The sequence below is a fragment of the Cellulomonas sp. KRMCY2 genome (assembly GCF_000526515.1).
In the GTDB taxonomy this organism is placed as follows: Bacteria; Actinomycetota; Actinomycetes; order Actinomycetales; family Cellulomonadaceae; genus Actinotalea.
On sequence record NZ_JAGF01000001.1, the window covers coordinates 3,657,489 to 3,672,339 of the forward strand.

Here is a 14,851-nt window from a genome sequence, read left to right on the forward strand (position 1 = left end):
TGGTGAGCGACGACCCGCAGGCGACGGGCTCGATCGCCCGGGGTGCCGGGTCGGCACCAACCGGGTCCTCGCGTCGACGGGTGCCGCTGCGCACCACCTGCGCCCAGCCGCACCACTGTCCGAAGCCCGTCCGGATGGACGTCCTGCGGCACGTCCCGTACTTCTCGGGCCTGACGGACGAGGAGCTCGACGCGATCGATCGACGGCTGGTCTCGTTGTCCTGGGCGCAGGGCGACCCGCTGTACCACGCAGGTGACGCGGCACAGCACCTGTACGTCCTCGCGGCCGGGCGGGTCAAGCTCTCCCAGCCGACCACCAGCGGCAACGCCGTCGTCACCGACGTGATCACCCCGGGACGCCTGTTCGGGGCGATGAGCACGCTCGGCGAGCCGGTGCACGGGGAGACCGCACAGGCGCTGGTGACGTCGTGCGCGTTGCGGATCGACCAGGACTCCTTCCGAGCCGTCCTGACCGAGCACCCCCAGGTGGCGCTCCGGGTCCTGGACGACATCGCCGACCGGCTCGCGCGGTCCCACACGGACGCCGGGCAGCGCGCGACCGGCACCGTCGCCCAGCGGGTCGCGACGGCACTGCTGCGGCTGGCCGACCAGGTCGGGCAGGAGCGCGCGACCGGCGGCACGCTGCTGCAGATCCCCCTCTCGCGCGCCGACCTGGCGGGGTTGTCCGGCTCGACCGCCGAGTCGGTCTCGCGGGTCATGAGCAGTCTGCGCAAGGACGGCGTGATCGACTCCGGCCGGCGATGGACCGCCGTCCTCGACCGGGACCGGCTGCAGGCGGTCGCCGACGGGCACTGACCCGAGCCGCGGGTCGTCGGGCCCACATCCGCCGGCCGCCCACGGAGCACGTGGCAGGCTGTCGTGATGGACGACGAGAACGCCCGCCTCGATCGGGCTGACCAGGTTCTCCGGACGGCGGCGGCGATCGCCCTCGACTACGCGGGCTCGGTCGACGACCGCAGGGTCACGCCGGACCAGGACGCGCTGGCTGCGCTGGCGGCGTTCCACGAACCCCTCCCGGACATCGGTGCCGACGCCGAGGACACGCTGCGCCTGCTGCACGCCGTGGGCAGCCCCGCCACGGTCGCCAGCACGGGCCGGCACTACTTCGGCTTCGTCACGGGAGCCACCTACCCTGTGGCGCTGGGTACCTCCTGGCTGGCGAGCGCCTGGGACCAGAACGCCGCCCTCCCGGTGATGTCGCCGGTGGCTGCCACGCTGCACGACGTCGTGCGGGGCTGGCTCGTCGACCTCCTGCGACTGCCGGCCGGCACCGCAGTCGCCTTCGTCACCGGTGCCACGGTGGCCAACGCCGCGTGCCTCGCATCCGCCCGGGACGCCCTGCTCGGCCGGCTCGGTTGGGACGCCCAGGCCGACGGCCTGTTCGGTGCACCGCCGTTCGACGTCGTCATCGGCGAGCGGGCGCACTCCACGCTCTCGAAGTCACTGGGCATGGTGGGCCTCGGCCGGTCGCGCGTCACCGTCGTGCCGGCTGACGACCAGGGGCGTCTGCGCGCCGATCTCCTGCCCGACATCGACGGGCCGGTGCTGGTCTGTGCGCAGGCGGGCGAGGTCAACACCGGGGCGTTCGACCCGTTCGACCCGATCGCCGACTGGCTGGCCGAGCGGTCGGGCTGGTTGCATGTGGACGGTGCGTTCGGCCTCTGGGCCCTCGCCGACCCGCTGCGGAGCGACCTCGTCAGCGGTCTCGACCGGGCTGACTCCTGGGCGACCGACGGCCACAAGATGCTCAACGTCACCTATGACTGCGGCATCGCCTTCGTCCGGCAGCCCGACGACCTGCGACGCACGTTCGCCGCGACCGCGGGCTACCTGCCACCCGGCTCCGGGTTCGAGGCCATGCACCACACACCCCAGTCCTCCCAGCGAGCCCGTCAGGCGGAGCTGTGGTCGGTGCTGCGGACGCTCGGGCGAGACGGCGTGCGGCGGCTGGTCGCAGGATCGTGCGAGGCGGCCACGACCATCGCCGGACGGCTGGCCGACGGCGGCCTGACCGTCCTCAACGAGGTGGTGCTCAACCAGGTCCTCGTCCGGCTCGTCGACGGACCGACGACGGCGGCTCTGATCGCCGAGGTCCAGGCCGACGGGCGGATCTGGTGCGGCGCGACGTCGTGGGACGGGGCCACGGCCATGCGGATCAGCGTGTCGTCCTGGAAGACCGACCTGGCCGACGCCGGGTTCGCCGCCGACGTCATCCTCGAGTGCGCTCGCCGGGTGGGTGACCGTCCTGCGCATGCTCGTGCGCAGCAGCCATCGCGCGGCGCCCCGACGGGAGGGCCACCGCGATCCCGACCACCACGAAGATGACCAGCCCGGAGACGACCAGCAGGGACTCGACGGTGAAGCGGTCGGCGAGCGGGCCGAAGATCAGCATGCCGATCGGCATCGCGACGGCCATGACGATGCCGACGAAGCCGAAGACCCGGCCCTGCAGCTCGGGCTCGACCGTCTCCTGGAGCACCGTCATCGAGGTCGTCGAGAAGAACGGGACGGCCAGGCCGACGAGGAGCATGAACCCGAAGAACACCCAGAGGTTCGTCGACAGGCCGAGGGCGACCGACAGCCCGCCGAACACGGCCGTCGAACCGACCATCATCGCGACCCGGTTCCTCAGGCCACCCCAGACGGCGAGCAGCGCACCGCCGAGGATCATCCCGGCGCTGAACGCGATCTCGTTGGCCGTGAGCTTCCACACCTCCGCACCGAACGTGCGCACGACCATCAACGGTGTGAGGTACGACGGCGCGACGATGAGCACGAAGACCACGGCGTAGAGCCCGAGCACCCACCGCACGAAGGGGTGCGACGCCGCGTAGCGGACTCCCCCGGCCAGGTCCTCGAGGTAGCCGGGCGACTGGTCGCCGGTCCCGACGCTCCGGACCAGACGCGGGACGGCGAGCAGGCTCAGCAGCCCGATGCCGATCACCGCCGTCACGACGTCGACGAAGAACACGGCGATGATCGACGAGCCCGCGTAGACCGCCGCGGCGGCCGCCGGCGCGACGAGCATCATCGCGGACTGGATCGTGCCGTTGATCCCGTTGACCCGCATGAGCTTGTCGACCGGCACGATCTGCGGCAGCAAGGCGCCCACGGCCGGCATCTGGAAGCCCGCGCCGACCGACCGGATCGCCAGCGCGAGGTAGATCAGCCACAGGTCGTCCGCACCGCCGATCATCAGCACGGCGAGCACGAGGGTCACCGCCGCGATCGTCGCGTCAGCCGTGATGATCAGCTTCTTGCGGTCGACGCGATCGGCCAGGACGCCACCGAAGACCGAGACGACGGCCTGAGGCAGGAAGCCGAACACCGAGGCCAGCGCCATCACGGACCCGGACTTCGTCTCCAGGGTGAGGTGCCACATGATCGCGTACTGCACGAGCATCGAGCCGAACAGGGTGGTCGTCTGGCTCGCCAGGAAGATCGTGGCGTCGCGACGCCAGCCCGGCCGATCGGTCCCGGCGAGCGTCGTGAGCTCCTCGGGTTCGACGGGTACGACGACGAGCTCGCCGTCGGTGCGCGGGGAACCGGCCGGTGCGCGGTCACCGGGTTGTGAGGTCACCGGGACATTCTCCGTGGTCGTGCGGCGTCCGCCTATGGCAATTGCCGGTCAGGTGCCGCTCGCGTCGACGTGCGTGATCCGGAGCGGCTGCAGGGCGGCGGGCGGCTCCGAACGACCGGGCCCCCCGGCCTCGAGCCAGGTCCGCAGCTCGGCGGACAGGACCTCCCCTGCGAGACGCTCGAACCACATGGGGCGGACCGCACGTCGCCGCTCCGCCGCGCACGGGTGCACGACGACGACGTCGCCCCGTTCGCACTCGTCGAGGCACTCGACCAGGGTCAGCCGTGCGACCCCGCCGGCCGCCAGCTCGCGCAGGCGCGCCAGCTGGCCGCCGTCCTGCGCGTCGGTCGCCCCCAGCGTCTCGCCTGCGCACAGGCTGCAGGCGGTCAGGCCGGGCAGCCCCGCGCGGGTCCGGGGCCGGGCGGCGTCGTCCTTTGTCACGGCGTAGACCGTACCTGGTCCGGCGGTGGTTGATCCTGGGCCCCCTTGTCGTGGGGCCGCCCAGGGCGACGGTCCGCCGGCGGTCAGTCGACGCCCGCCGGTAGCGGCGTCAGCGCCAGCCCAGGGTTCTCGCGCTCGAGCGACCGGATCCGCCAGATGTCCTCGAACAGGGCGATGTCGGTTCCGTCGGACCGGCGCGCGACCTCGACCCCTCGTCGCCCGGCCAGCAGCGGGAGGTCCGCCGTGGTGGGCACCCGGGCGACCGAGTAGCTCAGTCGCTCGATCCGCATCGGGGAGTTGAACTCGTGCTCCATGCGGAACGCCGCGACCTCGAACTGCAGGGGCCCGACCGCGGCAAGGATCGGGGCGCCGTCGCCGCGCGCCTCGGAGACGAGGACCTGGACCACACCCTCCTGCTCGAGCTGGGCGATCCCCCGCCGGAACTGCTTGGAGCGGCTCGGGTCCGCAGCGCGGGCCGCGACGAAGTGCTCCGGGGCGAAGACCGGCATCGGTGGGAAGGTGACCGGAGCACCCTCGGGGTCGTACAGGCTGTCGCCGACCGCCAGTGACGTCGCGTTGACGAGTCCGACGACATCGCCCGGGTAGGCGGTCTCGACCGTCTCCCTCGACCGGCCGAACACCGACAGCGCGTACTTGGTGGCGAACGACCGACCGGTCCGGGCGTGCGTGAGCATCATGCCCCGCTGGAACTCCCCGGAGCACACCCGGACGAAGGCGACGTGGTCCCGGTGGTTCGGGTCCATGCCGGCCTGCATCTTGAACACGACGCCGCTGAACGGTGCCTCCACCGGACGGTCAGTGCCTTCACGGTCCGGTCGGGCGCCCGGTGCAGGGGCCAGGTCGGCGACGACGGCAAGAAGCTGCCGGACACCGATGTTCGACAGTGCCGCTCCGAAGAGCAGCGGCGTCGTCGTACCGGCGAGGAAGCTGTCGCGATCGACCGGCTCGAGCAGGGACGCGCTCTCCGACGCGTCGCGCATCGCCTCGGGGACCTTGCGGTGCGCCTCGGCCCGGGTGAGCAGGGTCTCCTCGGCGAGCGTCGCACCACCGGGGGCGCGCCGATAGGTGGTCACCGCGCCGGTCGCGCAGTCGAGCAGGCCCTGGAGGTTGCCGGCCTCGCCGAGCGGCCAGGTCACCGGTGTGGGCCGCAGCGAGATGCTGCGCTCGAGCTGGTCGCACAGCTCGAGCGCGCCGAGGCCCGGCCGGTCCCACTTGTTGATGAACGTGATGACCGGCACGCCTCGACGACGGCACACCTCGAACAGCTTGAGCGTCTGCGGCTCGAGGCCCTTCGCGGCGTCCAGGAGCATGACCGCGGCGTCGACGGCCGTCAGCACGCGGTAGGTGTCCTCGGAGAAGTCGGCGTGCCCCGGGGTGTCGAGGAGGTTGATGACGATGTCGCCGACGGTGAACTGGAGCGCTGCCGAGGTGATCGAGATCCCCCGCTTCTGCTCCATCTCGAGCCAGTCCGAGACGACCCCGGCCCGACCGTGCTTGCCATGGACGGCACCGGCCTCGCTGATCGCATGGGCGTGCAGGGCCAGCGCCTCGGTCAGGGTCGACTTGCCAGCATCGGGGTGCGAGATGACGGCGATGCTGCGCCTGCGCGACGCGTGCGCACCGACATGGGTGTAGGAGGTCAGCAGGCCGGTCACCGGGACTGGCCCGCTGCCCGTCGCCGATGGCTGGTCGTGCGACCCGATCTGTTGGTGCCCAGACCCATGTCAGCCTCCCTCTCCGGCGGCACACCTTACCCGAGCGGCAGCGCCGGCCCGGTGGGCGTCACCGCATCAGGGGCGTGACCTGCGAGCCGACGAGCTCGACGAACCCGACCGGGTCAGGCTCGTCCGCCGTGGGCTGCAGCACGATCGTGTCGGCACCGGCGGCCACCCAGGGTGCCAGGGCCGCCGCGATCCCAGCCGCGTCACCCACGACGCCGACCTCCTGATCGGCGGCGTACCCCCACACGCGTCGGTGGGTCGCCATCCGCTCGGCCGCCCCTGGCCCGGTCGCGGCGGGGACGTACACCGTCACCGGCTGCGGCCTCGCCCGGCCGCTCGCCGAACGGCCCTCCTCGACGAAGCGCCGCGCCGCCCGCACGCCCTCCGGGCTGGTCCCGCCGGTCAGGACGATCATGTCGGCGATCTCCCCGCACAAGGCGAGCGATCGTGGTCCGCCGGCGCCCGCGGCGAGGGTGGGCGCTGACAGCGGCGGCCACGCCAGGCGCACCTCGTCGAGGTGGACGTACCGGCCGGACACCGTCACAGTCTCGCCGCGCAGCAGACCGCCCAGGGACGTGGCGTACTCACGCAGGAGGCCCAGCGGCGACTCGACCCGAGCACCCACCTGCACCATCCAGTCCTGGACGCCATGGCCGACGCCCACCGTGATGCGCTCCGGGAAGAGGCGGTCGAGGGTGGCGATCTCCATGGCGGTGAGCGCCACGTTGCGCAGCGGCACCGGCAGCACACCGAGACCGACGCGTAGACGACTCGTCCACGCCAGGACGGCGGCAGCGCTCGCGACCCCGCTCTCGGCGAAGCAGTCCTCCCACAGCCACAGCTCGGCGAGGCCGGCCGCGTCTGCCGCCTGCGCGACCGGGCGGAGCAGCTCGGGTGCGAACTGCGGGAGGAACACAGCCCCGACGGTCGTCATGCGGCCGACCCTAGCGGGACCGGGCGACACGCCACGCGGTGAGCGGGGACTGCGGCGACGTTCGCTCAGCGCGGAGCAGCGACGACCCACATGGTGCCGATGCCCAGGGCAGCCGCGCCGACCGCGAGGAGCAGCGAGCCGAGCGCGTTGGCGACCGCGCGCCGGTGCTCACCGGCCTGCACGAGGCGGACGGTCTCGACCATGGCGGTGGAGAAGGTGGTGTAGCCACCGCAGAAGCCTGCGCCGGCCACCACCTGCCAGGACGCCCCGAGATGGTGGTACAGCGCCGCCCCGGTGACCAGGCCGAGCGCCAGGGAGCCGGTGACGTTGATCAGGACCGTGGCGATCGGGAACGCGCTGGTCCATCGCGCCCGGACCAGTCCGTCGAGGACGAAGCGGCTCGCGGCGCCGAGGCCACCGAACAACGCCACCAGCAGCGCGGTCATCCCTCGGGCTCTCCCGCCCGGGTCGCTGCCCGCTCGCCCGCGTCCGGGACGAGCACCGGTCGGCCGGGGCGCCAGGTGTGCTGCCGCGCCGCGGCGACCACCCCCAGCAGGCAGGCCAGGAAGCCCAGCACGAGACTCGAACCCGCGTACGTCAGGGCCGTTCCCGTCGCGCCGTCGGCCAGCAGCCGCTCGATCTCCACGGCGAACGCACTGAAGGTCGTGAAGCCGCCGAGCACCCCGGTACCCAGGCCCAGGCGCATCATCCGACCACGGGAGCTCTCGGTCCCCCGGCGCAGCAGCGCCTCGAGCAGGGCGCCGAGCAGGAACGCGCCGGCGATGTTCACCACGAACGTCGCGGTGGGCCAGCCTCCCGAGGTGGCCACCGAGGTCGACACCGCGTAGCGCGCGCCCGTCCCGACCATCCCCCCGAGCGCCACGAGCGCCACGAGCCGTGGGTCGAGGTGGTGCGGGGTGCTCATGTCGCGGGCCGGTCGTCGGCGATCGTCCGGGCGGCGGCGGCAAGACCAGGGAAGATGCCGCGGAGCGCCGGGTAGATCTGCCGGTGCACGGCGAAGAGTGCGTCGTAGCCGGCCGCTGTCGACGGATCGGGCGACAGCTCGTGACCGTCCGGTCGGATCCGGTCCGGGCCTGCGACATCGCCGGGCGCCCGGCGGTCCAGGAAGGCCCGGGCGAGCACGGCGGCACCCGCTGCGCTGAGCTCCGCGTCGCCGTGCACGCTGACCCGCCGTTGGGTGGTGTCCGTCACGATGCGGGTCCACAGCGCGCTGCGGGCGCCTCCCCCGGTGACCCGGATCGCCGTGATCGGCCGGCCGGTGACCATCTCCAGCCGCTCCAGGTGCAGGCGCAGCTCGAAGCCGACGCCCTCGAGGATCGACCGGTACAGGTGCGCCGTGGTGTGCCGACCGTGCCAGCCGACGACGGCCCCGCGCGCCAGCGGATCCCAGTACGGGGTCTGGGCGGCATTCCAGTAGGGCACCGTGAGCAGGCCCTCCGCACCGATCGGCAGTGCCGCCGCCGCGGCCTCGAGCTCGCTGCCGGCGGGGCCGTCCACCCCGGGACGGCCGAACTGCTCCCGGCACCAGGTCGCGACGTAGGCCGCGGCGTTGAGGACGGTCTCGAACGTGTAGGTGCCGGGCCGGGCACCGGCGAGCGTCCGGAACGCCGGGTCCCACAGGTACGTGTCGGACTGCACGCCCAGGACCATCGACGTGCCGAGGTTGAGGTAGGCGACACCGGGCGTCGTGACGCCCAGGCCGAGCCCCGCCGCTTGGCCGTCACCGATCCCGGCGACCAGGGGCACCGGCCCAGGGAGCCCGAGGGACGCCGCCACCTCCGCCGTCAGGAGGCCCAGCTCGTCGCCCACCGGTACGAGCTCGGGCAGCTGGTCGCGTCGGACGCCGGCGAGCTCGAGGAGCTCGCTCGACCAGGTCATCGTCCGCAGGTCGAACATGCCCAGCGTGTCGGCCGAGCCGTGGCTGGTGGCCCACCGGCCGGTCAGCCGCCAGGCCAGGTAGGCCTGGACGTCGCCGACCCGGGATGCGTCGCGCAGCACGGCCGGCTCGTGCCGCGACAGCCAGGCCAGCTTGTAGAGGGCGGGCGTCGTGTCCGGCGGCTTGCCCGAGAGCTCGTGGACCCGCGCTGAGCCGAGCTCCGCGATCTCCTGGTCGGCGCGGCCGTCGAGCCACAGGATCGCCGGACGCAGTGGTCGGCCCGCGGTGTCGAGGCACACGAAGGACTCGCGCTGGTGGGTGATGCACAGCGCCGTGATCCGATCGGGGGCGCCCGACGCCCCGACCGCCTGCGCGATGGCGTCACGTGTCGCCGTCCACCACTGCTCGGCGTCCTGCTCGTGCCAGGCGGCCTTCGGCTGGTCCGTGCTCAGGGGCCGGGACGCCTGGGCGACGACCTGACCGCTCTCGTCGTAGACACCGGCCTTGGCTGCGGTCGTCGAGCAGTCGACGGCAACCACGAGGCCGGGCAGGCGGCTCATGCCCTCGGGGTGACGACGACCTTGAGCCCGGTCCGGTCGTCGGCGACCCGGAAGGCGGTGGCCGCGTCGTCGAGCGGGTACGTGTGCGTCACGACAGAGGTCACGTCGACCAGCCCGCGATCGACCAGCTGCGTCGTCCGGGCGTACATCTCCTTCATCCGCCGCGAGAGCATCAGCGTCAGGCCCTTGCGCCGGGCCAGCCCGGCAGGGAACGTCGTGGTGTCGTCGGCCGGGATCCCCGCCAGCACGACCCGGCTCCCGGGACGCGCCGCGGCGACGGCGAGGCCGACCGCCGCGTCGTTGCCCGCGATCTCGAACGTGACGTCGGCGCCCCTGCCACCCGTGGCGTCCGCGATGGCCGCCGCGATGTCGGGCGTGCCTGGGTCGAGCACGACGTCAGCGCCCATCGCCGCCGCTGCCGCCCGCCGGTGCGCCAGGGGCTCGAGAGCGACGACCCGGGTGGCGCCGGCGATGCGGGCGAGCTGGATCATGCACAGCCCGATCGGGCCGCAGCCGACGATGACGACGACCCCGCCGATCGGCGGCCTGCCGAGGTCGAGTGCGTGCAGCGCCACCCCGAGGGGTTCGAGCATCGCCGCGTCGGCGTCGCTGAGCGAGTCGGGAACCGGGTGCAGCAGGGCCGTGGGCCAGGCGATGAGCTCGCGCAGGCCGCCGTCGTTCGAGCCGTGACCGGCGAAGCGGACCGTCGGGCACAGGTTGTGGTTGCCCTCGAAGCACTGCTCGCACCGGCCGCAGGGGTGGGCCGGGTCGACGGCGACGCGCCGCCCGTCGAGCGGCCCGCCCTCGACCACGCCGGCGAACTCGTGCCCGAGCACGAGCGGCTGGGACAGCCCCGCATCGCCGATGCTGCCCTCGCTGAACCAGTGCAGATCCGATCCGCACAGCCCGACGGCCGTCACGCGGACCAGGCTCTCGCCCTCGGCCGGCGTCGGTGGGGCCTCCTCGGCGACGCGGACGTCACCGAGGCCGTGCAACCGGGCAACCTTCATGACCGACTCACCGACGATCCTCACTCCGCGGGGTCATCGACCTCGGGGCTGTCGACTTCCGAGTCGTCGACCGATGGGGGGGTCGACGTCGTTCTCATCATCGCCGATCCTAGCCGCGGGCCCACGGGACCTCGTCGCACCCGACCAGGTCACGGCCCGCACCGGACGGGCCTTAGGCTGGCCCGGTCATGCCGATCCGAGGGCCAGGAGGACGTCACGTGAGCAACCCCAGCACCGAACCCACGGTTGCTCGGCGACCGAGCGTCCTGTTCGTCTGCGTGCACAACGCGGGACGCTCCCAGATGGCTGCCGGGTTCCTCGGGCACCTGTCCGGCGGCGTCGTCGAGGTACGGTCCGCCGGATCGATCCCAGCCGACCAGATCAACCCGACCGCCGTGGCGGCGATGCTCGAGGCCGGGATCGACATCCGCGACCAGCAGCCCAAGGTCCTGACCACCGAGGCCGTCCAGGCGTCCGATGTGGTGATCACGATGGGCTGCGGGGACGTCTGCCCGATCTTCCCCGGCAAGCGCTACGAGGACTGGGCGCTCGACGACCCGGCCGGTCAGGGCATCGAGGCCGTCCGCCCCATCCGTGACGAGATCCGCGCACGCGTCCTGGCACTGCTCGCGGAGCTCGACGTCGCACCGGTCGCTCCCTGACGGCAGCGGCGACGGGGACGTCCCGCGATGTGAGCGATCACCCCGCGGGGAGAAGCCCGACCTTCCGGACACTGCCGATCCGGCCGGATCCGGCTCAGCCAGTGGCTGAATTCTCCAGCACCTTGCGTGGCGGTGACCTGCAACGTTGCTGCAACAGCCCGAAAACACGGTTGCACGGTCCTGGCGAAGGCTCCGAGAAAGACCTACGGTGTCACGGTTGCCCCGGGTGGAAGGCTCCCGGTACCGAGGTTGGGGTGCATGCATGAGTATGACCTTCGCTACTGCCGAGCGGTGTCCGGCGCAGGGTGGCTCGATGCCGACCCTCGCCGACCTCGGCATACCGCTGACCTACGTCGACGCGCACGGCAACGTCCACACACCTCCGGCCGCGACCCTCACCGCTGTCGCCCACGCCATCGGTGCGGGTCCGATCGTCGAGCAGCCTGTCGTCTGCACCCCGGGTGATCTGTGCCCCGAGCTCGAGGGTGAGCTCTCCGACCTGACCGGCGAGGACGCCTGGCCCGCTGCCGGCGTCGCGCCCGACGCCGGCTACTACCAGCTCCTGACGCCGGACGGCCGACGCCGCATGGTGATCAGTGCGCCGGCGCGCCTGCCGCAGCCGGCCCGGGGCTGGGGCTGGTCGGTGCAGCTCTACGCCGCACGGTCCCGCGGATCGTGGGGCATCGGCGACTTCGCGGACCTCACGACCATCACGACGGCCGCCGCGTCCGCCGGTGCGACCTCGGTCCTCATCTCGCCGGTGCATGCGGCCGCGCCCATCCCCTCCCCCCAGGCCTCGCCGTACTCACCGGCGTCACGCCAGTGGCTCCAGCTCCTGCACATCGCGGTCGAGCAGGTGCCCGGCGCCGACGCGGCCGACATCGCCGATCTCGCCGCGGCAGGTCGCGCCCTCAACGGCGAACGCCTCATCCGCCGGGACGCGGTGTGGCAGCTCAAGCTGGCGGCCCTCGAGCGCATCTGGGCCGCGAACCGCGACGAGCTCCCGGCCGAGCACGACCAGTGGGTCACCGGGCACGGTCAGGACCTGACGCGGTTCGCCACCTGGTGCGTCCTGGCCGAGACGTACGGCACCGCGAACTGGCGCCAGTGGCCGTCCGAGCACCACCACCCGGACGGTACGGCGGAGTTCGCCGCCGCCCACGCCGACCGGATCGCCTTCTACGCGTGGGCCCAGTGGGTCGCCGACATCCAGTTCGGTCTGGCCTGCCGGGCGGGCGCGACGGTGGTCGCCGACATCGCGGTGGGCTTCGACTCGAGCAGCGCTGACGCCTGGACCAACCAGGACCAGGTCTGCTTCGGGTTCGAGGTGGGCTGCCCGCCGGACCGGCACAACCTCGACGGTCAGGGGTGGGGCCTGCCCCCGCTGAACCCGGTGGCCCTGGTTGCCGCGGACTTCGCGCCCTTCATCACGATGGTCCGCGCGGCCCTGCGGCACGCCGGGGCCCTGCGGATCGACCACGTCATGCAGCTCTGGCGCCTGTTCTGGGTTCCCGCAGGCGCCGGGGCAGCGGCGGGTGCCTACGTCCACTACCCGACCGAGGCGATGCTCGCGATCCTGCGCCTCGAGGCCGACCGCGTCGGAGCGTGGGTCGTCGGCGAGGACATGGGCACTGTCGCCGACGGCGTCCGCGACATGATGGCCCGGGACGGGATGCTCGGCTACCGCGCTGCGCTCCGGCTCCCGGTCGACCAGTTCCCCGAGGCCGTCATGGGTGCCTCGTCCACGCACGACCAGGCCACCATCGCCGGAACCCTGACCGGCTCGGACTGCGACGACCTGCGCCGGATCGGGAAGTCGGCGGACTTCGACCAGCTCGACGGCGTGCGTCGCGAGCTCGCGGCCGTGGCCGGCGTCGACCCGGACGGCCCGATCGGGCCCGCGGAGATCCACGCGGCGATCCTGGCGCAGTACCGGCGTCTCGCTGCGTGCAGGGCCCGCGTGGTCCTCGCCTCGCTCGACGACGTCGGAGCCGTCGCGGAGCGACCGAACATGCCCGGCACGGTCGCCGCGTGGCCCAACTGGTGCCTGAGCCTCCCCCGTCCGATCGAGGAGATCCTCACCGAGCCGCTCGCCTGCGAGCTCGCCCAGGTGCTGGTGCGCGGGGTTGACGACCTGCACGCCTGAGACGGCGACCGACGGGCGCCGCCGAGCGCTCGTGGGCCCCTGACCCGACGGCGCGTCAGCCGGCCGGGATCCAGAGCCTGAACGTCGCACCGAGCCCACGGCCCGGCGAGGTCACGTCGACCCGGCCCCGATGAGCCTCGACGATCGCTCGCGCGATCGTCAGCCCGATGCCGGTACCGGTGCGGGTCCCCTCCGACCCGTCGGCCGGCGCGCGGTAGAACCTCTCGAAGACGCGCTCGAGGTCGTCCGGCGCGATGCCACGCCCAGTGTCGGAGACCTCGGTCACGACACCGCCCGCATCGGCGACGGTGCGCACCCGGACAGTTCCGCCGCGGGGTGTGGCGGTCAGGGCGTTGCCCACGAGGTTCGTCACCACCTGCGCCAGCCGGTCGGCATCCCCGGAGACGGTCAGCGGCCCCGCGCCGGAGCCGACCTCGAGCGCGACGCCGGCGTCGTCGAACTGTGGTCGCAACCGTTCTGCCGCCCGGGCCGCGACGTCGCCGAGGTCGGTCACCGCGAGGCGCAGCTCGACGCCGCGCTCCTCGGCCCGCGAGAGCGCACTGAGGTCGTCCGAGAGCCGGCGCAGACGGCGGAGCTCGCCCGCAAGCTCGGCCATGGTCGCCGCATCGGCGTCGAACACGCCGTCGATCAGCCCTTCGACGTAGCCGTCCAGGACCGTCAGCGGCGTGCGCATCTCGTGGGCGACCTCACCGAGCAGGTGGGCCCGCCGCTCCTCGCTGCTCGCGAGCCGACGCGCGAGGGCGTTGACGTCGGCCACCACGGCGGCGAGCTCCTGCTCGCGGGGCAGCTCCAGCTGCTCGTCGTAGGTCCCCTCGATGAGGCGATGCGTCGCAGCCCGCACGTCGGTCAACGGCCGCATGATGCGCCGGGCCGACCAGGCTCCGGCCACCGCCGCCGTCAGGATCCCCGCCAGCACGCCGATCAGCACCGCACTGTTCATCGCGCCGACGGCTGCGGCCCGCAGCGTCCCACCGTGCATCGGACCCACCATCCGACCGGCCCGCATGTCGTAGAGCTGGGGCGCGAGCAGGAGCACGATCAGGTAGGCGGTCAGGCCGCCGACGACGGCGACGATCCCATGGCTGACGAGCAGCCTGGTCGAGAGTCGGTTCATCGGGGCTCCAGGAGGAACTTGTACCCGACCCCGCGCACCGTCCCGATGATGGCCGGTGCCCCGGCGTCGTCGTCGAGGTGCTTGCGCAGGTTGCGGATGTGCACGTCGACCACCCGCTCGTCGCCGTAGAAGTCGCCTCCCCACACCTGCTCGAGCAGCTGCTGCCGGGAGTAGACCCGCCCGGGTGCACGGCCCAGTGCGATCAGCAGGTCGAACTCCAGAGCGGTCAGCCGGACCGGCTGGTCGCCCTGGGTCACCTCGCGTGCCGCGGGGTCGATCGTCAGCCCGTCGAAGACGAGCCGGGTCGGCGTGCTCGCGGAGCCCCGACCCCGCCGCAGGACCGCCTTGACGCGAGCGACGACCTCACGCGGGCTGAACGGCTTGGTCACGTAGTCGTCGGCGCCGACCGCGAGGCCGACGAGGGTGTCGGTCTCCTCGGCGCGTGCGGTGACCAGCACGACGTAGACGTCGGAGAACATCCGGATCCGGCGGAGCACCTCGAGCCCGTCGACGTCGGGGAGCATCACGTCGAGGAGCACGAGGTCAGGTGCCCAGCGCCGGACCTGCGCGACGGCGTCCTCGCCGGTCGTCGCCTCGGCCACCTCGAACCCGTCGGCCGTCAGGTACCCGGCCAGCACCCGCCGGATCCCCGGCTCGTCGTCCACAACGAGTACCCGCCACGCCACGTCGAACCCTTCCCGTGCTCCGCCGGCCGGACGTCTCA

14 protein-coding genes are annotated in these 14,851 nt (G+C 72.9%); 4 read left to right on the forward strand and 10 right to left on the reverse strand.

Going from position 1 to position 14,851, the window contains the following annotated elements:
* Positions 1 to 2: 2 nt before the first annotated feature.
* Together K415_RS0117190 and K415_RS23640 are read left to right on the forward strand one after the other, a co-directional pair.
* Positions 3 to 815, forward strand: coding sequence for a Crp/Fnr family transcriptional regulator (locus tag K415_RS0117190; protein ID WP_231494924.1), 813 nt, complete (start codon positions 3 to 5; stop codon positions 813 to 815).
* Between the two features lie 66 nt (positions 816 to 881).
* On the forward strand, positions 882 to 2,345 hold the full coding sequence (locus K415_RS23640) for a pyridoxal-dependent decarboxylase (RefSeq protein WP_024288278.1): 1,464 nt from the start codon (positions 882 to 884) through the stop codon (positions 2,343 to 2,345).
* Here K415_RS23640 and K415_RS0117200 read toward each other — a convergent pair.
* From K415_RS0117200 to K415_RS0117235, 8 genes are all read right to left on the reverse strand, one after another.
* Positions 2,230 to 3,600 carry an MFS transporter gene (locus tag K415_RS0117200; RefSeq protein WP_024288279.1) on the reverse strand — a complete coding sequence of 457 codons (1,371 nt, stop codon included), beginning with the start codon at positions 3,598 to 3,600 and terminating at the stop codon, positions 2,230 to 2,232. The genes K415_RS23640 and K415_RS0117200 overlap by 116 nt on opposite strands.
* Positions 3,601 to 3,648: 48 nt before the next feature.
* Positions 3,649 to 4,041 carry a hypothetical protein gene (locus tag K415_RS22140; protein ID WP_024288280.1) on the reverse strand — a complete coding sequence of 131 codons (393 nt, stop codon included), beginning with the start codon at positions 4,039 to 4,041 and terminating at the stop codon, positions 3,649 to 3,651.
* Positions 4,042 to 4,124: 83 nt separating this feature from the next.
* Positions 4,125 to 5,717, reverse strand: coding sequence for a peptide chain release factor 3 (locus tag K415_RS0117210; protein WP_024288281.1), 1,593 nt, complete (start codon positions 5,715 to 5,717; stop codon positions 4,125 to 4,127).
* Positions 5,718 to 5,844: 127 nt separating this feature from the next.
* Entirely contained in the window at positions 5,845 to 6,717 is an 873-nt protein-coding gene (locus K415_RS0117215) for an LLM class flavin-dependent oxidoreductase (protein ID WP_024288282.1), read from the reverse strand.
* A gap of 65 nt (positions 6,718 to 6,782) precedes the next feature.
* Positions 6,783 to 7,163: a fluoride efflux transporter CrcB gene (gene crcB / locus K415_RS0117220; protein WP_024288283.1), complete on the reverse strand. Its 381-nt coding sequence runs from the start codon at positions 7,161 to 7,163 to the stop codon at positions 6,783 to 6,785.
* A complete protein-coding gene (locus K415_RS0117225) occupies positions 7,160 to 7,642 on the reverse strand; it encodes a CrcB family protein (protein WP_024288284.1) in 483 nt (160 codons plus the stop codon). Before K415_RS0117225 ends, crcB begins: the two co-directional genes overlap by 4 nt.
* Positions 7,639 to 9,174, reverse strand: a complete 1,536-nt coding sequence (locus K415_RS0117230; protein ID WP_024288285.1) for an FGGY-family carbohydrate kinase — start codon at positions 9,172 to 9,174, stop codon at positions 7,639 to 7,641. The genes K415_RS0117225 and K415_RS0117230 overlap by 4 nt, the downstream gene beginning before the upstream one ends.
* Entirely contained in the window at positions 9,171 to 10,184 is a 1,014-nt protein-coding gene (locus K415_RS0117235) for a zinc-binding dehydrogenase (RefSeq protein WP_024288286.1), read from the reverse strand. Before K415_RS0117235 ends, K415_RS0117230 begins: the two co-directional genes overlap by 4 nt.
* Positions 10,185 to 10,402: 218 nt before the next feature.
* On the opposite strand from K415_RS0117235, the gene K415_RS0117245 reads away from it, so the two are divergent.
* Both K415_RS0117245 and malQ read left to right on the forward strand, forming a co-directional pair.
* Positions 10,403 to 10,846 (forward strand): arsenate reductase ArsC, encoded by a 444-nt coding sequence (locus tag K415_RS0117245; RefSeq protein WP_024288287.1) that lies wholly within the window; start codon positions 10,403 to 10,405, stop codon positions 10,844 to 10,846.
* Between the two features lie 262 nt (positions 10,847 to 11,108).
* Complete coding sequence (gene malQ, locus K415_RS0117250) at positions 11,109 to 12,992, forward strand: 4-alpha-glucanotransferase (RefSeq protein ID WP_155859510.1); 1,884 nt, start codon at positions 11,109 to 11,111, stop codon at positions 12,990 to 12,992.
* A 55-nt stretch (positions 12,993 to 13,047) separates the two neighbouring features.
* Here malQ and K415_RS0117255 read toward each other — a convergent pair whose 3' ends face one another.
* Together K415_RS0117255 and K415_RS0117260 are read right to left on the reverse strand one after the other, a co-directional pair.
* Positions 13,048 to 14,127, reverse strand: a complete 1,080-nt coding sequence (locus K415_RS0117255; RefSeq protein ID WP_024288289.1) for a cell wall metabolism sensor histidine kinase WalK — start codon at positions 14,125 to 14,127, stop codon at positions 13,048 to 13,050.
* Positions 14,124 to 14,813, reverse strand: a complete 690-nt coding sequence (locus K415_RS0117260) for a response regulator (RefSeq protein ID WP_024288290.1) — start codon at positions 14,811 to 14,813, stop codon at positions 14,124 to 14,126. The genes K415_RS0117255 and K415_RS0117260 overlap by 4 nt, the downstream gene beginning before the upstream one ends.
* Positions 14,814 to 14,851 lie beyond the last annotated feature (38 nt).